13 protein-coding genes and 3 rRNA genes are annotated in these 20611 nt (G+C 63.4%); 2 read left to right on the top strand and 14 right to left on the bottom strand.

Going from position 1 to position 20611, the window contains the following annotated elements:
- Positions 1-69 precede the first annotated feature (69 nt).
- Positions 70-1209: a bifunctional 2-methylcitrate synthase/citrate synthase gene (locus LDO14_RS07990; protein WP_223994703.1), complete on the top strand. Its 1140-nt coding sequence runs from the start codon at positions 70-72 to the stop codon at positions 1207-1209.
- 72 nt (positions 1210-1281) lie between these two features.
- On the opposite strand, the gene LDO14_RS07985 is transcribed toward LDO14_RS07990, so the two are convergent.
- Complete coding sequence (locus LDO14_RS07985; protein WP_018772011.1) at positions 1282-1764, bottom strand: 8-oxo-dGTP diphosphatase; 483 nt, start codon at positions 1762-1764, stop codon at positions 1282-1284.
- Positions 1765-1839: 75 nt separating this feature from the next.
- Between LDO14_RS07985 and LDO14_RS07980 the strand changes: the two genes are divergently transcribed.
- A complete protein-coding gene (locus tag LDO14_RS07980; protein WP_223994701.1) occupies positions 1840-2529 on the top strand; it encodes a hypothetical protein in 690 nt (229 codons plus the stop codon).
- Positions 2530-2576: 47 nt separating this feature from the next.
- On the opposite strand, the gene xerD is transcribed toward LDO14_RS07980, so the two are convergent.
- From xerD to tyrS, 13 genes are all read right to left on the bottom strand, one after another.
- Positions 2577-3590, bottom strand: a complete 1014-nt coding sequence (gene xerD, locus LDO14_RS07975) for a site-specific tyrosine recombinase XerD (protein ID WP_056389686.1) — start codon at positions 3588-3590, stop codon at positions 2577-2579.
- Positions 3590-4249 carry an NUDIX hydrolase gene (locus tag LDO14_RS07970; RefSeq protein ID WP_018772008.1) on the bottom strand — a complete coding sequence of 220 codons (660 nt, stop codon included), beginning with the start codon at positions 4247-4249 and terminating at the stop codon, positions 3590-3592. Before LDO14_RS07970 ends, xerD begins: the two co-directional genes overlap by 1 nt.
- 27 nt (positions 4250-4276) lie before the next feature.
- The gene (locus LDO14_RS07965) at positions 4277-6082 is read right to left on the bottom strand and encodes a CTP synthase (protein ID WP_223994699.1); all 1806 of its coding nucleotides are present in this window, start codon (positions 6080-6082) and stop codon (positions 4277-4279) included.
- Between the two features lie 28 nt (positions 6083-6110).
- Positions 6111-7850: a DNA repair protein RecN gene (gene recN, locus LDO14_RS07960; RefSeq protein ID WP_223994697.1), complete on the bottom strand. Its 1740-nt coding sequence runs from the start codon at positions 7848-7850 to the stop codon at positions 6111-6113.
- 4 nt (positions 7851-7854) lie between these two features.
- On the bottom strand, positions 7855-8880 hold the full coding sequence (locus LDO14_RS07955; protein ID WP_018772005.1) for an NAD kinase: 1026 nt from the start codon (positions 8878-8880) through the stop codon (positions 7855-7857).
- A 13-nt stretch (positions 8881-8893) separates the two neighbouring features.
- Positions 8894-9709 carry a TlyA family RNA methyltransferase gene (locus LDO14_RS07950; protein WP_056389681.1) on the bottom strand — a complete coding sequence of 272 codons (816 nt, stop codon included), beginning with the start codon at positions 9707-9709 and terminating at the stop codon, positions 8894-8896.
- Positions 9709-10020, bottom strand: a complete 312-nt coding sequence (locus tag LDO14_RS07945) for a hypothetical protein (protein WP_186447700.1) — start codon at positions 10018-10020, stop codon at positions 9709-9711. The genes LDO14_RS07950 and LDO14_RS07945 overlap by 1 nt, the downstream gene beginning before the upstream one ends.
- Before the next feature lie 9 nt (positions 10021-10029).
- A complete protein-coding gene (locus LDO14_RS07940) occupies positions 10030-11019 on the bottom strand; it encodes an HAD-IIA family hydrolase (RefSeq protein ID WP_056389678.1) in 990 nt (329 codons plus the stop codon).
- A gap of 5 nt (positions 11020-11024) precedes the next feature.
- Positions 11025-12923 carry a hypothetical protein gene (locus tag LDO14_RS07935; RefSeq protein WP_223994695.1) on the bottom strand — a complete coding sequence of 633 codons (1899 nt, stop codon included), beginning with the start codon at positions 12921-12923 and terminating at the stop codon, positions 11025-11027.
- A 421-nt stretch (positions 12924-13344) separates the two neighbouring features.
- Positions 13345-13461 (bottom strand): 5S ribosomal RNA (gene rrf / locus LDO14_RS07930).
- Positions 13462-13632: 171 nt separating this feature from the next.
- Positions 13633-16761 (bottom strand): 23S ribosomal RNA (locus LDO14_RS07925).
- 512 nt (positions 16762-17273) lie between these two features.
- A 16S ribosomal RNA gene (locus LDO14_RS07920) occupies positions 17274-18796 on the bottom strand.
- The 16S, 23S and 5S rRNA genes sit together here, the layout of an rRNA operon.
- Positions 18797-19292: 496 nt before the next feature.
- Positions 19293-20606 carry a tyrosine--tRNA ligase gene (gene tyrS, locus LDO14_RS07915; RefSeq protein WP_056391308.1) on the bottom strand — a complete coding sequence of 438 codons (1314 nt, stop codon included), beginning with the start codon at positions 20604-20606 and terminating at the stop codon, positions 19293-19295.
- Between the last annotated feature and the right edge of the window lie 5 nt (positions 20607-20611).

The following is a 20611-nucleotide window of genomic DNA, read 5'->3' as shown; positions in this document are numbered from 1 at the left end:
ACCTGACAACCCAATCGGAAGGCCGGCCTCCGCCGGACGAACAGGCTTTAGGAACAAAGGAGTTTCAGCATGGCTGAAAATGAGATCAAAAAAGGCCTTGCCGGCGTGGTGGTGGACTACACCGCCGTTTCCAAGGTCAATCCGGACACCAACTCCCTGCTCTACCGCGGCTACCCTGTCCAGGAACTGGCAGCGCGGTGCAGCTTCGAGGAAGTGGCGTACCTGCTGTGGAACGGTGAACTGCCCACCAAGGACCAGCTTGCCGAGTTCAGCGCGAAGGAACGCGCCGGCCGCGCCCTCGATCCGGTGGTGAAGCAGGTGATCGATACCCTTCCGGTCACTTCGCACCCGATGGACGTCTGCAGGACTGCTGCTTCCGTTATGGGGGCACGGCATCCCCTGACCGGGGATTCCTCCCGGGAAGCCAACATGGCCAAGGCCGTGGACCTGTTCGCCGCCATGCCCGCGGTGGTGGCCTACGACCAGCGCCGCCGCCACGGGCAGGATGTGGTGGAGCCCCGCGAAGACCTTGGCTACTCGGCCAACTTCCTGTGGATGGCCTTCGGCGAGGAGCAGGTGCCGGAGGTGGTGGATGCCTTCAACGTCTCGATGATTCTTTACGCCGAGCACTCCTTCAACGCCTCCACATTCACCGCCCGTGTGATCACCTCGACGCTCTCGGACCTGCATTCAGCCGTGACCGGTGCCATCGGCGCCCTCAAGGGTCCGCTGCACGGCGGCGCCAACGAAGCCGTCATGCACACCTTCGACGCGATCGGCATCCGGCAGGAGGAGTCCCTGGAGGAAGCAGCGGCCCGGGCCAAGGCATGGATGGAAGACGCCCTGGCGCAGAAGAAGAAGGTGATGGGCTTCGGCCACCGTGTCTACAAGCACGGCGACTCCCGGGTCCCCACCATGAAAGCCGCACTGGACAAGATGATCGCCCACTACGGCCGGCCGGAACTGCTGGGGCTGTACAACGGGCTCGAGCAGGCCATGGACGAAGCCAAGGCCATCAAGCCGAACCTCGACTACCCGGCCGGGCCCACGTACCACCTGATGGGCTTTGATACGCCCACATTCACTCCCCTGTTCGTGGCCAGCCGGATCACAGGCTGGACCGCCCACATCATGGAGCAACTGGACGCGAACTCCCTGATCAGGCCGCTGAGCGAGTACATCGGTCCGGAGGAGCGGCACCTCCCCTGACTCCTGGCAGGAACGTCCGACGGCGGCCCGGCACCCAGGTGCCCGGGCCGCCGTCGGCCGTTAATTGCCTGCTCAGTCCAGCAGGCTCTCGGATGAGGCGACTGATTCGTTGTCTGTGTGCATGGTGACCACCACGTTGATCCTTCGGCCTTCCAGAACCACCGGGAGCCAGTGGTCGGCGTCCTGCCACATGCGGTCCACGGGCAGCGTATCCACCCGGAACCATTCGGGCAGGATCTCGTCGCTGGGTGCCGGCTCGCCCTGCCAGGTCCGGGCGGTGAAGAGGGTGGTCCGCATATTCCATTCCGGGCGGGCCGGAAAGACGAAGTGGACCGATCCGGCGTCCGCCAGGTCCTCAACCCGCAGCACCACACCGGTCTCTTCCAGGACCTCCCGGATGACGGCCTGCGCGTCCGACTCCCCCGGTTCCACATGGCCGCCGATGCCCACGATCTTGCCCCTGCCGAACCCGGTCTGTTTCAGCCCGAGGAGTACCTCGGGGCCGCCCGGCCCGTCACGGAGCAGGAAGCAAAGGGTCACAGAGGCTGTGGTCATGCCTTCAAGCCTATGGGGTCCGGGAGTTGTCATCGGGGAAGCGCCAAGGGACGCCGGATATGCCAAGCTCTAGGTGTGACTCCCGAAACAGGACACGGAATACGGCCCGCCAGGATTTCGGCCATTGACACCCGCCTGCCGGGGTGGCTGGTGCGCAACCCTTTGTATTGGGGCTGGGCCTGGGCCTGTGTCTGGACAGCGCTCATTCTTGCAGATGAGTTCGTGAACCTGGCTGGTTGGACGTGGTACCTGCTGGTGGCAGCAGCGGCCCTGCCCACGCTGCTCAGCACCCTGGCCGTTCTCCACGTGACTCCCCGGCAGCAGGTGAAAGCCGCCCGGGAGTCGGTTTTGGGCCTGTTCTTCGTGCGGTTCCTGGCACTTGTTGCGGCCTTCATGGTCTGGGCCATCTCGGTGGTGTTCAGTGCGTCCATCTCAACCACTGTCCAAGCGGTGGCGGGAGACTCAGAGCGCGAGGTGACGGCTCTGGGCTTCACCCTGATGGCGGCCCTGGTGCCGCTGGTGGTAGCCGTCCTGTGGTTGGCGTTTGTCGCCCGGTGCGCCTGGTTCCTTCGGCGGCTTCGCGGCTGGCGGCAGGTGCCCACGCTCTCCCGCGTACCGAAATCCTTCCTCCGCGGCCGGCCACGGCTGCGCCGGGTGGTGATCGGCCTGGCACATCCCGGACTGATGTTGGTCGCCTGCATGGGAACTTCTGTGCTGGCTTTCCTGCTGGGGCCCGTGGAACTGACCATCGAGGCCATGTTCTAGCTGTCCGCGCGACCCTGGCGGCCGGACGTGCCCTGCCTGGCGGAACGTCAGCCCAGCGCGCGGGGATGAGCGGCCGCGTAGATTTCCCGGAGCGTATCAGCCGTGACCAGCGTGTACACCTGGGTTGTGGTCACCGATGCGTGGCCCAAAAGTTCCTGCACCACCCTGACGTCCGCGCCGCCTTCGAGCAGGTGGGTGGCGAAGGAATGCCGCAGCGTGTGCGGTGAGACGTCCCGGGTGATGTTGGCCTTCTCCGCCGCCGCCTTGAGGATGGTCCAGGCGCTCTGCCGGCTGATCCGGCCGCCGCGGGCATTCAGGAACAGCGCAGGCGTGCCCTTGCCCTTGGCAGCAAGCAGCGGCCGGCCGCGGACCAGGTAGGCGTCCAGCGCCCGGGCCCCGTAGGAGCCCAGCGGCACCAGCCGCTCCTTCGACCCCTTGCCGAACAGCCGGACAATGGCAGGCCCGGATTCCGGCCCGGCAAGGGAGATGTCATCAACGTCCAGTCCCACCGCTTCGCTGATTCTGGCTCCCGTGGAGTAGAGGAATTCAAGCAGGGCGCGGTCCCGCAGTCCGGCGGCGGTGTCCGTTCCTGCCGCCTCCAGGATGCGGGTCACTTCGTCAACGCTGATGGCCTTGGGCAGCCGTTTACCTGCCATGGGTGGGTGGACGTCGCGGGCTGGATCGGCCGGCGTATAACCTTCGAGGGCCCAGAACTTGTGCAGGCCACGGACCGCAACCACCGTCCGGGCCGCGGACCGGACCCCCAGGGTGGAACCGCCGTCGGAACCGTCCGACAGGGCGCGGACGTAACCCGTGACGTGGTGCCGGGTGATGTCCTCCGGCCGGCCGCAGCCGGCTGCGGCAACATACCGGGCGTAGCGGGCCAGGTCCCGGCGGTAGGCTGCCAAGGTATTCGCTGCCAGTCCCCGTTCCACACCCATGTGCTGGAGGTAGTCGGTAATTGCACGGTCGATGGCGGAAGGTACAGGTGCCGGGGCAGCGGCAGCCTCCGCCGGGCCCGGTTCGACCGCCGGCGCTGCTTCAGCCGAAGGAGGCGCCATCAGCGCTGGCTGGGGTGGGCGGGCCAGGGGGCGTCGGCGGGGCGGAGGCCTTCATAGTCGTTGGCGCGGGCGGCAGCGGCAGCCAGGATTCCGACGACGGCGGACGGGTTGTGCAGGCGTCCGGCCAGGACGGACGCCACGGCATCATCCAGGCCGATCCAGTGGAACTCGATCTCCGCCTCCTCGTCCGTCCGTTCGTGGCGTTCGTGGTGCGGCACTTCGGTGAGGTCACGGGCCAGGTAGATACGGATGGCCTCGCTGGAGGATCCCGGGGAATTGAAGACATCCGCCAGGACGTTCCAGGTCCCGGCAGCAAGGTCCGCTTCCTCGGCCAGTTCGCGCGCCGCCCCCACCACGAAGTCTTCGCCTTCAACATCCAGCAGGCCCGCCGGAACCTCCCAGAGGTCCATGCCCACGGGGTGCCGGTACTGCTTCAACAGCAGGACCTGGCCCTCGGCGTTCATGGGCAGGACGGCTACGGCGCCGGGATGGTCGATGTAATCGCGGGTGAGGGCGTCCCCGGAGTCCGAGAGCTGGAAGGTGTCGCTGACGACATCCCAGATCCTGCCCTGGTAGACCTTCTCCGTAGACAAAAGACGGCGCGGGCTTGGTGCATCCGAAACCTGTTTGGCAGGGGTGGCTTCAGGTGTACCAGGCATCGCGCCGTCCTTTGTGTGTTCTATCGACTACTTAGCGGTAACGGTACCCGATGCCGCATGTTCGCCGGCCGGGGGCACAGCCGTGTCGGCAACGCCCTCCTGGCCTGCACCCTGGCCGCCTGCGTTCTGGTGGCCTGCGTTCTGGTGGTCAAGTGCAGCCTTGACCAGGCCGGCGAACAGCGGGTGCGGGCGGGTGGGCCGCGAGCTCAGCTCGGGGTGGGCCTGCGTGGCCACGTAGTACGGGTGCACGTCGGCGGGCAGCTCAACGAATTCCACCAGCTTGCCGTCCGGGGAAGTGCCGGAGAAGACCAGGCCCTTGTCCGCGATCTGCTGGCGGTACTTGTTGTTCACCTCGTAGCGGTGCCGGTGGCGTTCGCTCACGGTGGTCTTGCCGTAGGTTCCGGCGATGACCGAGCCTTCATCCAGTTTGGCTTCGTACAGTCCAAGGCGCATGGTGCCGCCCAGGTCGCCGCGGCCTTCCACGTACTCCAGCTGCTCCTCCATGGTGGCGATCACCGGGTACTTGGAGTCCGGCTCGAATTCGCTGGAGGAGGCACCCTCCAGGCCCACCACGTTGCGGGCGTACTCGATCACCATGCACTGCAGGCCGAGGCACAGGCCCAGCACGGGCAGCTTGGTTTCGCGGGCAAACTTCAGGGCGCCGAGCTTGCCTTCGAGTCCACGGATGCCGAAGCCGCCGGGAACGCAGATGGCGTCCACGCCGTCGAGGGCCTTGATGGCGCCTTCGAGGGTCTCGCATTCGTCGGACGGGACCCAGCGGATCTTGACCTTGGCCTCGTTGGCGAAGCCGCCGGCACGCAGCGCTTCGGTGACCGAGAGGTAGGCGTCAGGCAGGTCGATGTACTTGCCCACCAGGGCAATCTCGACGTGGTGCTTGGGGTTGTGGACGGCTTCAAGCAGCTTGTCCCAGCTGGTCCAGTCAACGTCCTTGAAGGGCAGGTCAAGGGCCCGGACGATGTAGGAGTCAAGGCCCTGTCCGTGCAGGGTCTTGGGGATGTCGTAGATGCTGGGGGCGTCCGCGGCGTTCACCACGGCGTCGATGTCGACGTCACACATGCGGCCGATCTTCTCCCGCATGGCCTCCGGCACTTCACGGTCCGAACGGATCACGATCGCCTCGGGCTGGATGCCGATGGACCGCAGCGCGGCCACGGAGTGCTGGGTGGGCTTGGTCTTCAGCTCCTGCGAGGGGCCAATGTACGGCACCAGGGAGACGTGCAGGAAGAACACGTTTCCGCGGCCGATGTCCTGGCGGACCTGGCGGGCCGATTCGAGGAACGGCTGGGATTCGATGTCGCCAACGGTGCCGCCGATTTCGGTGATGATGACGTCCGGGGCGTTCTTGCCCTCGGCGGGCAAACGCATGCGGCGCTTGATCTCATCCGTGATGTGCGGGATGACCTGGACGGTGTCCCCCAGGTACTCGCCGCGGCGTTCCTTGGCAATCACCGTGGAGTACACCTGGCCGGTGGTGACGTTCGCGGACCCCTCGAGGTTTTCATCAAGGAAGCGCTCGTAGTGCCCGATGTCCAGGTCCGTTTCGGCGCCGTCGTCTGTGACGAAGACCTCGCCGTGCTGGAAGGGGTTCATTGTGCCCGGATCCACGTTCAGGTAGGGATCGAGCTTCTGCATTGTCACGGACAGGCCGCGTGCCCGGAGCAGGTGACCAAGGCTGGACGCCGTCAGTCCCTTACCAAGCGAGGACGCCACACCGCCGGTGACAAAGATGTGCTTCGTCGTCTTGGAGGAGCCCGGGAACCGGGAATTTACACGGGAATTTGATCGCTGCACCACGGAATTCGAGCCTATCATCAATTCGTCCCTCCCGTGGTTGTCCCTGTCAGGCCCGCTGGGGCAGGAGCTTGGCGTCATCCAGGAGTTCCTGGGCGTGGGCCTGCGCGGTTTCGGAGTCTTCCTGGCCGGCCAGCATCCGGGCGAGCTCACGGACCCGCTCCGGGCCGTCGAGGAGGCGGACGTCACTGGAGGTGAACCCGGTGGCGGTGCCGCCGTCGGCTCCCCTGACGGAAGTCTTGGTGACGGTGATGTGCTGGTCCGCGAACGCTGCCACCTGCGGCAGGTGCGTGACCACCAGCACCTGCACGTGGCGTGCCAGCATGGCCAGGCGGCGGCCGATCTCTACGGCGGCGCGGCCGCCCACGCCGGCGTCCACCTCGTCGAAGACAAAGGTGGGGACGGGATCGACGGCGGCAAGCACCACTTCGATGGCCAGCATGACGCGGGACAGCTCACCGCCGGACGCCCCCTTGCCCAGCGGCCGGGCCGGGGCGCCCGAATGCGGCCGCAGCAGGAAGCTGATGTCGTCCGCGCCGTGCGGGCCCAGCTGACCGGTCGGCTCGAGGTTGATCACCAGCGTGGCATCGGCCATGGCCAGGGCCTTGAGCTCCGCACTGACGCGGCCGGACAGGTCCTTTGCGGCCTTGGCGCGGATCTTGCTGATGCCCGCTGCCTGCTTCTTCAGCTCCGCCTCGGCGCGGACCACCTCAGCGTCCAGGGCCTCGATGCGGGACGAGTCGTCCTGGAGCTCGTCGAAGCGGACGCGCGCCTGCTCCGCCCACTCCAGCACCTCGTCGATGGTGGGGGCGTATTTCCGGACCAGTTTGGCCAGCGCAGCGCGCCGGTCCTCGATCTCGGCGAGCCGCTCCGGGCCCTCGGAGTCCAGGCTGGCCTGGTAGCTGGCCAGCTCGGCAGCGATGTCAGTAAGCAGGAAGCCCACCTCGGCCAGCCGGGCGGCTGCGGAGCCCAGCTGCGCATCGTGCTCGGACACGTGCTCCAGGGTCCGCTTGGCGGAGTCCACCAATGTGGTGGCGTCACCGGCTTCACCAAAGTCCTCGGCAATGAGTGCCTGGTGGGCGGTGCTCGCGGCGATCCGCAGTTCCTCCACGTTGGCAAGCTTCACGGCCTCGGCCTTCAGGAGCTCATCCTCCCCCGGCTGCGGATCCACCTCGTCAATCTCGGCAAGGGCAGCCTCCAGGGATTCAGCTTCGCGGAGCCTGTCGCGGGCGGCGCTGCGGAGGTTGTCCAGCTCGGCCTGGCTGGACTTCCACCGGCCATACAGCTCCTGGTACGCGGCCAGTGGACCGGCCAGGGTGTCGCCGGCGAACTTGTCCAGGGCTTCACGCTGCGCCGTGGCACTCTTGAGCCGGATCTGGTCCGACTGTCCGTGCACCACCACCAGGGTCTCGCCGATCTCAGCCAGTACGCCCACGGGTGCAGCACGGCCGCCCAGGAAGGCACGGCTGCGTCCATCCGCACCAAGGCGCCGGGCCAGGATCAGCTCTGCGCCGCCGTCGAACTCTTCCGCCTCGGCACCGGCGTCCAGGGCACGCGCAATGGCCGGGTGGCCGGCGTCGAGCTTCAGGACTGCTTCAGCGGTGGCACTCTTGGCGCCGCTGCGGACGGCCCCGGCATCCGAACGGGCGCCCAGCAGCAGGCCAACGGCGGTGACCACCATGGTCTTGCCGGCGCCGGTTTCGCCGGTGACGACGCTCAGTCCAGGGCCGAGCGGAAGCGTTGCGTCGGTGATGACGCCCAGATCGCGGATTCTCAGTTCTTCAAGCATGGATTCACTTTGCAGTCGACGGATCGGGATCGCTGTCGGAGTTCTCCACATGCGGCACGGGCAGCGGCGGCATGGGCCGCGGCGTCCGCACAATGGGGATGGGGCCGGTGTGCACGGCGTCGGACTTGGGTACCGGCCCGCGCCAGCCGTGGATGGGCAGCTCGAACTTGCGGACCAGCCGGGCGGAGAACGGCGTCTGGTGGGTGCGGGCCAGCCGGACAGGAGTGGCGGACTTGGTCACTTCCACGCGGGCTCCCGGCGGCAGGTCCACCGAGCGCCGTCCGTCGCACCACAACACGCCCTGGGCGTCGGTCCGGCCCAGCACCTCCACCGCAAGCTTCGACCTGGGCGACACCACCAGGGGCTTGGCGAAGAGTGCATGGGCGCTGATGGGCACAATGACCAGGGCCTCCACCTCCGGCCAGACCACCGGACCGCCCGCCGAGAACGCGTAGGCCGTGGATCCGGTGGGGGTGGCCAGCACGATGCCGTCTGAGCCGAAGGACGTCAGCGGGCGCTCGTCCACCTCGGTCACGACTTCGAGCATGCGTTCGCGGTTGGCCTTCTCGATGGCGGCCTCGTTTAAAGCCCAGGTGTGCCAAATCTTCTGGCCGCGGACCCAGACCTGGACATCGATGGTCATCCGCTCTTCAACCGTGTACTCGCGGCTGGCAACCCACTCCACGGTCTGGGCAAGGTCCGCCCGCTCGCTTTCGGCCAGGAAGCCCACGTGGCCCAGGTTGACGCCCAGCAGCGGCACATCCACCTCACGGACCAGTTCGGCAGCCCGCAAGATGGTGCCGTCACCGCCAAGGACCATGACGAGTTCCACATCGGGCAGCTGGACGTGGTCGTGGAGGACCTCCACCGGCTGGGCCAGGTGCCCAAAGAACCTTTCCATGTCCCCCAGTTCGGACTCCTGCATCACGGGGACCATGCCGGAGGCGTGCAGCAGGGCGCAGGCTTCCCAGGCGGCTTTCAGTGATTCCTCGCGGCCGGTGTGGGCAAGGACCAGTACACGCCTGCTCATCAGGTTCCGCTCTCTAGTGGTTAGGCCAGATTTGTCCGAGCAACGCAGCGGCTGCTGCCTCTCGCTCTTCGATCTTAGGCAAGTCTTTGCTGATCCTGCGTTTTATCCACAGGAAGTATTCGACGTTTCCGTCCTGCCCCGGCAGCGGACTGGCCGCCAGCCCGCAAAGGTCCAGGCCGGCGTCGAGCGCTGCCCTGGCCACCTTCTCCACGGCCATCCGCCGCTCACGCTCCGAGGTGACCACGCCGGTGCGGCCCAGGCGGTCCTTGCCGATCTCGAACTGGGGCTTGACCATCAGCACCAGGTCCCCGCCTGGTTCGGTGCAGCCGGCCAGTGGCTGGACCACGAGGGTGAGGGAAATAAAGGACAGGTCGGCGACGGTCAGCGCTGCCGGGCCGCCAATGTCTTCCGGCGCCATGTACCTGACGTTCATGCCTTCATGGACGTCCACGCGGGGGTCGTCGCGGAGGTGCGGCACCAGCTGGCCGTGTCCGACGTCGACAGCCACCACGTGCGCGGCACCCCGCCGAAGCAGGACATCGGTAAAGCCCCCGGTGGAGGCGCCGGCGTCCAGGCACCTCTTGCCCGCCACCGAAACTTGGGGGAAGGCGTCGAGGGCCCCGGCCAGCTTATGGCCCGCGCGGCTGGCGTAGCTGTCCTGGTCATCGTGTTCGACGGCGAGGTCCCGGCTGTCATCAACCTGGAGGGAGGCCTTGGCGAGGACCTGGCCACCGGAGCTGACCTTGCCTTCGGCGATGAGCGTCGCGGCATGGGTGCGCGACCTCGCCAGCCCGCGTGCCACCAGTGCCTGGTCGAGGCGAACCGGCATCAGGCTGCACCCCCGGCGGGACCGGGCAGTGTGGAGCCGGTCCCGGTGGGGGCGGTCTTTGCGGGATCAGCACCTGCTGGATCGGCGTCTGCAGGATCGGTGTCTGCGGGATCGGCGTTGAGGGCGGCCAGCAGTTCATCGTGGAGGTCGTCGTAGACGGTCCCGTGGTCCGGGACAGGGAGCCCGGGCATGTCGAAAAGCCTGGCTACGGCCTGCGCAACCCGCGGATCGGTGAGGTCCATCCCGCCTGGCTGCGGCCACTCCGGGGCCGGCTGGGCTGTCGCGTCGTCCGGTTCGGTCAGCTCGGTCATTCAACCAGTCTAGTGATCCAGCCACACCAGCTTGGGCGCCTTCGGGGCTGCGGCGTCCGGCGTCGCCGCCCACCAGGCCGCACATGCGGCCCGCCAGGAGTCGAGCTGGTCCTGGCTGCCAATGATGCCCACGGCTCCGTTGGCCACGCGCGCCGTTGACTGGCCGCACGTATACGTGCCGTCGTCGTGCGTCACTTCGGGGTACGGGCGGTGCAGGCCGGCCAGGTTTTCGATGATGTAGTTGGGCCGTTCCGCAGACCTCGCGGCCAGAATGGTTTCGCGCGTGTCGACGCCGGTCAGGACAGCAACGGTGGCAAAGCCCGCGTTGTTGCCGCCCAGGATGTCCGTGTCCAGCCGGTCGCCGACCACCAGGGGACGCTCGGCCCCGAGGCGCTTGGCTGCCGAATGGAACAGCGGAGCTTCGGGCTTTCCAGCAACCTTGGGCTGCTGCCCCGTGGCAGCAGCGACAGCGGCAACCAAGGTGCCATTTCCCGGGGCGATGCCACGCGCCTGGGGAATGGACATGTCCGTGTTGGTGGCCACCCAAAGCGCCCCGGCGGACACCACGTAGGTGGCCTCTGCCAGGTCCTTCCAGCCGATGGTTGGGCTGAAACCCTGGACGACCGCGACCGGTTCCTCCGCCTGGCTGCCCACCGGCACCAGGCCCACCAGTTCAATTTCGCGGGCAAGCGCCGTGCTGCCCGTGATGAGGATCCTGGACCCTGGTGGAAGCAGCGAGGCCAGGAGCTCGGCTGCCGCCTGCGAGGAACTGACCACCTGGTTGTCCTCGGCGGGGGCACCAAGCTCACGGAGATGCGCTGCCACCTCCGCCGGGGAGCGGGAGGCGTTGTTCGTCACATAGCCCAGGCCGATACCCAGGCCGGAGAGCTGCTGCAGTGAATCCACAGCTCCGGGAATGGCGTGGGGCCCGGCATAGACCACGCCGTCCAGGTCGGCGAGCAGTGCGTCGAAGCGGGAAACCAGTGAAACGTCACTCATGCTTGTCAGTCTTCCCGGCGTTCTTCATCATGCTGGGTGGCACCGCTGTCCTCCGCTTCGGCATCACCGGCAGCTTCGGAATCCAGCTCGTCCCGTTCCACCGAGTCCTGGTCCGATTCGGCGTCGTCGGAGACGAAGTAGTCGGCGTCCTGGTCGTCCAGGTTGCTGTCCTGGGCTGCTTCCGCTTCGGTAGCGCGGGTGCTTTCAGCTTCGGCGTCTGCGTCACCGGCGGTGGGGGTTTCAGCGGGAGCTTCGGTTTCGGCGGCGCCGGAGGCACGCTCCAGCAGCCGGCGTCGCTCAGCCTCTTCCCGTGCCTCTTCTTCCTCGTCCCAGCCGAGGTCGATGATTTCGGGTTCCTGGTCCGCACCCTGGCCCAGCGCGTTTTCTGCCACGACCGCCTGGCGGTTCCACTTTTCCGACTCTTCCTGGCGTCCCACCGCTGCAAGTGCATCGGCGTAGGCACGGAAGAGTCGCGGACTGTAGGAGAAGGCACGGTTGATGTCCAGCTGCGGAATCTCCAGTTCCGCTACTGCCGCGTCCAGCTGGCCCAGATCGGTCCGTGCACCGGCTGCCACGATTGCCAGTTCCACCTTGCCGGGCGCGTCAAGGTCCCGGGCTTCCTCCGAGCGGGCAACATCGAGGGCACGGTCGGGGCGCCCCAGGCCACGCTCGCAGTCGGCCATCACGGGGAGGTGCACGTTGGAACCACTGATCCGGCGGAAGGTGCGGAACTCGCGGAGTGCCTCACCGTAATGGCCGGCAGCATAGGCCGTCAGGCCAACGGCCTCGCGGACGGCTGCGAGCCGTCCGCCACGACGACTGGCGGCGAGGGCGTGCTGGAAGGCAAGCTCGGGCTCGTCGTCGATAAGGCGGCCGGCCATCACCAGGTGACGGGCAACCCACTCTGCGCTCTTGGGCTCAAGGGTCTTGATCTGGTGGTGCGTGGCTCGGTCCAGTTCCTTGCCCGTGACGTCCTCATCGATCTCGGGTGAGCGTTCCCGGTCAGGGCGGTTGGCGCTGCGAAGGTCTGCGGCGTTGGGCACGCGGACAGGGCGCTCCTCCTGGCGGTCGCGGCCAAAGCCGCGGGGGCCGGAGCCGCCACGACCTGATTCGGCCCGGGAGTCGCCGCGGTCGAAGCTGCGCGGTGCGCGATCCTGCCTGTCACCAAACGGCTTGCGGTTCTCGCCACCGAAGCCGCGGCGGTCGCCTTCGCCTTCGCGGCGCGGACGGTCACCGAAAGGCTTCCGGTCACGGTCACCACCGCCAAAGCTGCGGCGGTCGCCCTCACCGTCACGGCGCGGACGGTCACCAAAGGGCTTACGATCACGGTCGCCGAAGGGCTTACGCTCACGATCACCGAAAGGCTTACGCTCACCGCCACCAGTACCACCGGTGAAACCACGACGGTCACCCTCGCCGTCGCGGCGGGGACGGTCACCAAACGGCTTACGATCACGGTCGCCGAAAGGCTTCCGGTCGCGGTCACCCTCACCGTCACGGCGCGGACGGTCGCCAAACGGCTTACGATCACGATCACCAAACGGCTTACGATCACGATCACCGAAAGGCTTCCGGTCGCGGTCACCCTCACCGTCACGGCGCGGACGGTCACCAAACGGCTTACGATCACGATCACCGAAAGGCTTCCGCTCACCGCCACCAGTACCACCGGTGAAACCACGACGGTCACCCTCGCCGTCGCGGCGGGGACGGTCACCAAACGGCTTACGATCACGATCACCGAAAGGCTTCCGCTCACCGCCGGCCCCGGAACCGCCGCGGGAGGGGCTGTTGCCGTCGCGGTCGGAGCGGGACCGGAATCCGCGGGGATCCCCGCCGGAGTTGTTGTTGCCGCGGAACGCGCCGCGGTCGTTGCCGCGGTTGCCCCCGTTGTGCTCGGCCATATGGATTCCTCCTGTTGTGAGCCGACCACTGGCGCAACTGCAGCCGCTCGTTTCGTTTCCTACGCAACCCGAAATCAAGCGCTTCGAAGTCCGTACATCTTCATCAATTCTAGTGGAGCCGCGAAATCCCAAGGGACAGCGGGCCCCTTGGGAGCGGTATCGTGGCCATCTTCACAGGCGACGCCCCATCACATCCTGCCCGTTTCCGCGGGATGCGCCATCACATCCTGCCCGTTCGCCGGCCACGCCTCATCACTTCGTGAAAGTCTTCTGCCGTGGCGCGGGACCTGGTGTCGCGTCACCGGTGAGGGGACGAAAGCTGATGGCGCGTCACGGGGCCCAGGTGCGGGATCGTGTTGTGGTGTTGGTGGGTTAAATGTGGGAGGCCCCAACCGGGTGGTTGGGGCCTCGACCAATGTGTGTCCGGCGGTGACCTACTCTCCCACACCCTCCCGGGTGCAGTACCATCGGCGCTGTGGGTCTTAGCTTCCGGGTTCGGAATGGGACCGGGCGTTTCCCCCACGCTATGACCGCCGTAACCCTTGTACCCGCCCGCCCGGTGTTTTGTTCGGGGGTGGGAAGTCTGGTGGTTACAACATTGTGGTGTTGTTATTCAGTTGTGTTGGTTCCGTGCCGTGACAACCCGTGTGTTGGGGGTTGTTGGTTGGGAACCACATAGTGGACGCAAGCAGAGTTTGTATGTATCTGTGTGGTGTAAGTTGTTGGCCTATTAGTACCGGTCAGCTTCACGAGTCGTTAGTCCTCGCTTCCACATCCGGCCTATCAACCCAGTGGTCTGGCTGGGGGCCTCTCACACCCGAGGGTGTATGGAAATCTCATCTCGAAGCGAGCTTCCCGCTTAGATGCTTTCAGCGGTTATCCCATCCGAACGTAGCTAATCAGCGGTGCACTTGGCAGTACAACTGACACACCAGAGGTTCGTCCGTCCCGGTCCTCTCGTACTAAGGACAGCCCTTCTCAAATTTCCTGCGCGCGCAGCGGATAGGGACCGAACTGTCTCACGACGTTCTAAACCCAGCTCGCGTACCGCTTTAATGGGCGAACAGCCCAACCCTTGGGACCTACTCCAGCCCCAGGATGCGACGAGCCGACATCGAGGTGCCAAACCATGCCGTCGATATGGACTCTTGGGCAAGATCAGCCTGTTATCCCCGAGGTACCTTTTATCCGTTGAGCGACGGCCATTCCACAATGTACCGCCGGATCACTAGTCCCGACTTTCGTCCCTGCTCGAGATGTCTCTCTCACAGTCAAGCTCCCTTGTGCACTTACACTCGACACCTGATTGCCAACCAGGCTGAGGGAACCTTTGGGCGCCTCCGTTACTTTTTAGGAGGCAACCGCCCCAGTTAAACTACCCATCAGGCACTGTCCCTGACCCGGATTACGGGCCGAAGTTAGATGTCCAAAGTGACCAGAGTGGTATTTCAACGATGACTCCACCCGAACTGGCGTCCGGGCTTCAACGTCTCCCACCTATCCTACACAAGCCACTCCGAACACCAATACCAAACTATAGTAAAGGTCTCGGGGTCTTTCCGTCCTGCTGCGCGTAACGAGCATCTTTACTCGTACTGCAATTTCGCCGAGTTTATGGTTGAGACAGCGGGGAAGTCGTTACTCCATTCGTGCAGGTCGGAACTTACCCGACAAGGAATTTCGCTACCTTAGGATGGTTATAGTTACCACCGCCGTTTACTGGGGCTTAAATTCTCAGCTTCGCCTTGCGGCTAACCGGTCCTCTTAACCTTCCAGCACCGGGCAGGAGTCAGTCCGTATACATCGTCTTGCGACTTCGCACGGACCTGTGTTTTTAGTAAACAGTCGCTTCCCCCTGGTCTCTGCGGCCCCGATCCCCTCCACACCGCAAGGGTGTATCAAGGTTGGGGCCCCCCTTCTCCCGAAGTTACGGGGGCATTTTGCCGAGTTCCTTAACCATAATTCTCTCGATCGCCTTGGTATTCTCTACCTGATCACCTGTGTCGGTTTGGGGTACGGGCGGCTAAAACCTCGCGTCGATGCTTTTCTCGGCAGCATAGGATCACCAAATCCCCCCAAACGGGGGTCCCATCAGATCTCAGGCACCATGAGTGGCGGATTTGCCTACCACTCGCCCTACATCCTTAGACCGGGACAACCATCGCCCGGCTCGGCTACCTTCCTGCGTCACACCTGTTAATACGCTTGCCTCCCGGGATCAGGTCCTGCGCTCCACCAAAACCCTCACACCACAAGGGCGCTCGGGCAGGCTTCGGGCAGTTAGTATCCCCCGCTCAGCATGGGCGGTTTTTCGCCGGTACGGGAATATCAACCCGTTGTCCATCGACTACGCCTGTCGGCCTCGCCTTAGGTCCCGACTTACCCAGGGCAGATTAGCTTGACCCTGGAACCCTTGATCATTCGGCGGACGGGTTTCTCACCCGTCTTTCGCTACTCATGCCTGCATTCTCACTCGTGTAGGCTCCACCGCTGGTTTACACCGCGACTTCACCGCCCACACGACGCTCCCCTACCCATCCACACGCCTGAACCACAAGGGCTTAGCTAAAATGTGAATGCCACAACTTCGGCGGTGTACTTGAGCCCCGCTACATTGTCGGCGCGGAATCACTTGACCAGTGAGCTATTACGCACTCTTTTAAGGGTGGCTGCTTCTAAGCCAACCTCCTGGTTGTCTGGGCAACTCCACATCCTTTCCCACTTAGCACACGCTTAGGGGCCTTAGTTGGTGGTCTGGGCTGTTTCCCTCTCGACTATGAAGCTTATCCCCCACAGTCTCACTGCTGCGCTCTCACTTACCGGCATTCGGAGTTTGGCTGACGTCAGTAACCTTGTAGGGCCCATTAGCCATCCAGTAGCTCTACCTCCAGCAAGAAACACGCAACGCTGCACCTAAATGCATTTCGGGGAGAACCAGCTATCACGAAGTTTGATTGGCCTTTCACCCCTACCCACAGCTCATCCCCTCCATTTTCAACTGAAGTGGGTTCGGTCCTCCACGACGTCTTACCGTCGCTTCAACCTGGCCATGGGTAGATCACTTCGCTTCGGGTCTAGATCACGCCACTCACACGCCCTATTCAGACTCGCTTTCGCTACGGCTGCCCCACACGGGTTAACCTCGCGACGTAACACTAACTCGCAGGCTCATTCTTCAAAAGGCACGCCGTCACCAGAATCAGACTGGCTCCGACGGATTGTAAGCACACGGTTTCAGGTACTGTTTCACTCCCCTCCCGGGGTACTTTTCACCTTTCCCTCACGGTACTGGTCCGCTATCGGTCATTAGGGAGTATTTAGGCTTATCAGGTGGTCCTGACAGATTCGCACGGGATTTCTCGGGCCCCGTACTACTTGGGATACTCTCACAGGCGGTACAAACACATTACGGTTACGGGACTAACACCCTCTCTGGCCGGCCTTTCAAAACCGTTCACCTATGCGCGCACATCACACCCCACCAGCCCGGCAGAACTGGTATGGAAAGTCCCACAACCCCGACCATGCAACGCCCGCCGGCTATCACACATGGAACGGTTTAGCCTGATCCGCGTTCGCTCGCCACTACTAACGGAATCACTATTGTTTTCTCTTCCTGCGGGTACTGAGATGTTTCACTTCCCCGCGTTCCCCCCACGCACCCTATGTGTTCAGGTACGGGTCACCGAGTCACTCGCGCGCTCGGCGGGGTTTCCCCATTCGGACACCCTGGGATCACAGTCCGGTTATCGACTCCCCCAGGCTTATCGCAGATTCCTACGTCCTTCTTCGGCTCCTAATGCCAAGGCATCCACCGTGTGCTCTTAAAAACTTGACCACAAAGATCAAAAACATTTCTCGAGAGAACCACAGAAACCAACCACACCCCAACACCCCAAAGGGCATCAACAGCGCAGCCAGATCCAGGTTCATTAATCTTGGAAATTGCTTCTTATACAAGATGCTCGCGTCCACTATGTAGTTCTCAAACAACAACCCCACACCACACACCCCACACACCCAAACAGGCGCACAGAACGTCACGGCAGGGAAACCAGAAACAAACAAACCCGAAGGAAAACCCCCGGCCCTGTTGCCTCAGGACCCAACAGTGTGCCAAACACTACCCAGCAACCCAAACCAGCCGCGTTCCAGAACACCCGCCCTCCCCCGAAGAGAAGAACAAAACATTCGTACTAACCAAACCGGTCCGTGCCACCAGGCACCTATTTGTTGATATTCCACCCATGAGCACCCGCCACGGAACAATCGTCCATGCTGCGGGCTTGCTTCCTGACAACCCCCCACACCGGCATTCACCAGCACAGAAGAGTTGGAGGTGCTCCTTAGAAAGGAGGTGATCCAGCCGCACCTTCCGGTACGGCTACCTTGTTACGACTTAGTCCCAATCGCCAGTCCCACCTTCGACAGCTCCCTCCCACAAGGGGTTAGGCCACCGGCTTCGGGTGTTACCAACTTTCGTGACTTGACGGGCGGTGTGTACAAGGCCCGGGAACGTATTCACCGCAGCGTTGCTGATCTGCGATTACTAGCGACTCCGACTTCATGGGGTCGAGTTGCAGACCCCAATCCGAACTGAGACCGGCTTTTTGGGATTAGCTCCACCTCACAGTATCGCAACCCTTTGTACCGGCCATTGTAGCATGCGTGAAGCCCAAGACATAAGGGGCATGATGATTTGACGTCGTCCCCACCTTCCTCCGAGTTGACCCCGGCAGTCTCCTATGAGTCCCCACCATCACGTGCTGGCAACATAGAACGAGGGTTGCGCTCGTTGCGGGACTTAACCCAACATCTCACGACACGAGCTGACGACAACCATGCACCACCTGTAAACCAGCCCCAAAGGGGAAACCACATTTCTGCAGCGGTCCGGTTCATGTCAAGCCTTGGTAAGGTTCTTCGCGTTGCATCGAATTAATCCGCATGCTCCGCCGCTTGTGCGGGCCCCCGTCAATTCCTTTGAGTTTTAGCCTTGCGGCCGTACTCCCCAGGCGGGGCACTTAATGCGTTAGCTACGGCGCGGAAAACGTGGAATGTCCCCCACACCTAGTGCCCAACGTTTACGGCATGGACTACCAGGGTATCTAATCCTGTTCGCTCCCCATGCTTTCGCTCCTCAGCGTCAGTTAATGCCCAGAGACCTGCCTTCGCCATCGGTGTTCCTCCTGATATCTGCGCATTTCACCGCTACACCAGGAATTCCAGTCTCCCCTACATCACTCTAGTCTGCCCGTACCCACCGCAGATCCGGAGTTGAGCCCCGGACTTTCACGGCAGACGCGACAAACCGCCTACGAGCTCTTTACGCCCAATAATTCCGGATAACGCTTGCGCCCTACGTATTACCGCGGCTGCTGGCACGTAGTTAGCCGGCGCTTCTTCTGCAGGTACCGTCACTTACGCTTCTTCCCTACTGAAAGAGGTTTACAACCCGAAGGCCGTCATCCCTCACGCGGCGTCGCTGCATCAGGCTTTCGCCCATTGTGCAATATTCCCCACTGCTGCCTCCCGTAGGAGTCTGGGCCGTGTCTCAGTCCCAGTGTGGCCGGTCACCCTCTCAGGCCGGCTACCCGTCGTCGCCTTGGTAGGCCATTACCCCACCAACAAGCTGATAGGCCGCGAGTCCATCCAAAACCACAAAAGCTTTCCACCAACCACCATGCGATGGAAGGTCATATCCGGTATTAGACCCAGTTTCCCAGGCTTATCCCAGAGTCAAGGGCAGGTTACTCACGTGTTACTCACCCGTTCGCCACTAATCCACCAGCAAGCTGGCATCATCGTTCGACTTGCATGTGTTAAGCACGCCGCCAGCGTTCATCCTGAGCCAGGATCAAACTCTCCGTTGAAGTAAAACAAAAACAGACACAACCACAACCACCGGAAATAACGGCAGAAACAGCTGCACAAAATTTGAAACCAGCCAAAAACACCATGCACACCACGGGGTGGCGGCACAGCACAATCAACCAATTACATACATAATCGGTATCAACAAACTTGGCACACTATTGAGTTCTCAAACAACAGACACATTCGAATATTCCCGGAAACAATTCGAAAGAATTTCTTTTCCGTATTTCTTCGCTGCGATGTTTCCATCTTATTTCATTCATATTCACTTTCGCAAATCCGGATTTTCTTCCGGAATTCACTCGGTGGAATGAATCCGCCCAGCACAACGGGAAGCAATTTCTCCAATTCCACGCGGTGCGCGGCAAGAATTGCTTCTCATAAGTTGGGGGTTTGTCACCACTCAGCGGCGGCGACTCAGAAAACAATACACGCCCCCCAGCGGCCGTGCAAATCGGCCGCCGAAGGGCGTGCATACGGACCGTGAAGGTGCTAGGGAACCAGCACCTCAACAGTGGCCAGGTTCTTCTTGCCCCGGCGCAGGAGCAGGTACTGGCCGTGCAACAGTTCAGACTCGGAGATCACGGCCTCCGGATCTGACACCTTCGCGTTGTTCACGTAGGCACCTCCTTCACCAACGGTGCGCCGGGCGGCGGACTTGCTTTCCGATAGACCGGACGCCACCAGCAGGTCGACGATCCCCATCCCGTCCACCTGCACCGTGGCCGAAGGAAGTTCGGAGGTAGCCGCCTGGAGCGTTGCCTTGTCCAATGCGGCCAGGTCGCCGTTGCCGAAAAGCGCCGCTGAAGCGGCGATGACTTTTTCGGTGGCGTCCACGCCGTGCACCAGTGAGGTCACTTCGAAGGCCAGCTTCCGCTGTCCTTCCCTGGCAAAGGGACGCTCGGCCACGGAAACCGCGATCTCTTCGATCTCGGCCCGGGTGAGGAACGTGAACACCTTGAGCCGGTCCACAACGTCGGCGTCGGCGGTGTTGAGCCAGAACTGGTAGAAGGCGTACGGGCTGCACATGCCCGCGTCCAGCCAGATGGCGTTGCCCTCGCTCTTGCCGAACTTGGTTCCGTCGGAGTTGGTGATGAGGGGAGTTCCCAGGGCGTGGACGCTCTTGCCCTCCACCTTGCGGATCAGGTCGGTACCGCTGGTGAGGTTGCCCCACTGGTCCGAACCACCGGTCTGCAGCACACAGCCGTAGTCGCGGTAGAGCTGCAGGTAGTCCATGCCCTGCAGGATCTGGTAGCTGAACTCGGTGTAGCTGATGCCCTCGTCGGAGTTGAGGCGGGATGCCACGGCGTCCTTGCGCAGCATCGTTCCAACCCTGAAGTGCTTGCCCACTTCACGCAGGAAGTCGATGGCGCTCAAGGGCGCCGTCCAGTCCAGGTTGTTTACGATCCTGGCAGCGTTGTCACCCTCGAAGCTGAGGAAGCGGCTGACCTGGGCCTGCAGGTAGCCCACCCACTCCGCCACCGTGTCCTTGGTGTTCAGGGTTCGTTCAGCGGTGGGGCGGGGATCGCCGATCATACCCGTGGAGCCGCCAACGAGTCCCAGTGGCTTGTGCCCGGCCAGCTGCAGCCGCCGCATGACCAGGAGCTGGACGAGGTTTCCCAGGTGCAGGCTCGGGGCGGTGGGGTCGAAACCGCAATAGTATGTGACCGGCCCGTCGGCGAGGAGCTTCTCAAGCTCTGCTTCGTCGGTGGACACATGGACCAGCCCACGCCACTTCAGTTCCTGCCAAATGTTGGCGAAAGTGGGATCGTTGCGCTGCGGTTCGAGGTTGTTCAGTTCTGGCACGCTTC

The sequence above is a fragment of the Arthrobacter sp. NicSoilB11 genome (assembly GCF_019977375.1).
Lineage (GTDB): Bacteria > Actinomycetota > Actinomycetes > Actinomycetales > Micrococcaceae > Arthrobacter.
Note: the sequence above shows the minus strand (reverse complement) of the source record. Positions and strands in the feature narration are given on the sequence as shown.

Bases quoted from the DNA above. Each gene is read 5' to 3' on its own strand.
- LDO14_RS07990 (WP_223994703.1), top strand. From the start codon at position 70: ATGGCTGAAAATGAGATCAAAAAAGGCCTTGCCGGCGTGGTGGTGGAC.
- LDO14_RS07985 (WP_018772011.1), bottom strand. From the start codon at position 1,764: ATGACCACAGCCTCTGTGACCCTTTGCTTCCTGCTCCGTGACGGGCCG.
- xerD (WP_056389686.1), bottom strand. From the start codon at position 3,590: ATGGCGCCTCCTTCGGCTGAAGCAGCGCCGGCGGTCGAACCGGGCCCG.
- LDO14_RS07970 (WP_018772008.1), bottom strand. From the start codon at position 4,249: ATGCCTGGTACACCTGAAGCCACCCCTGCCAAACAGGTTTCGGATGCA.
- LDO14_RS07965 (WP_223994699.1), bottom strand. From the start codon at position 6,082: ATGATAGGCTCGAATTCCGTGGTGCAGCGATCAAATTCCCGTGTAAAT.
- recN (WP_223994697.1), bottom strand. From the start codon at position 7,850: ATGCTTGAAGAACTGAGAATCCGCGATCTGGGCGTCATCACCGACGCA.
- LDO14_RS07955 (WP_018772005.1), bottom strand. From the start codon at position 8,880: ATGAGCAGGCGTGTACTGGTCCTTGCCCACACCGGCCGCGAGGAATCA.
- LDO14_RS07950 (WP_056389681.1), bottom strand. From the start codon at position 9,709: ATGCCGGTTCGCCTCGACCAGGCACTGGTGGCACGCGGGCTGGCGAGG.
- LDO14_RS07945 (WP_186447700.1), bottom strand. From the start codon at position 10,020: ATGACCGAGCTGACCGAACCGGACGACGCGACAGCCCAGCCGGCCCCG.
- LDO14_RS07940 (WP_056389678.1), bottom strand. From the start codon at position 11,019: ATGAGTGACGTTTCACTGGTTTCCCGCTTCGACGCACTGCTCGCCGAC.
- LDO14_RS07935 (WP_223994695.1), bottom strand. From the start codon at position 12,923: ATGGCCGAGCACAACGGGGGCAACCGCGGCAACGACCGCGGCGCGTTC.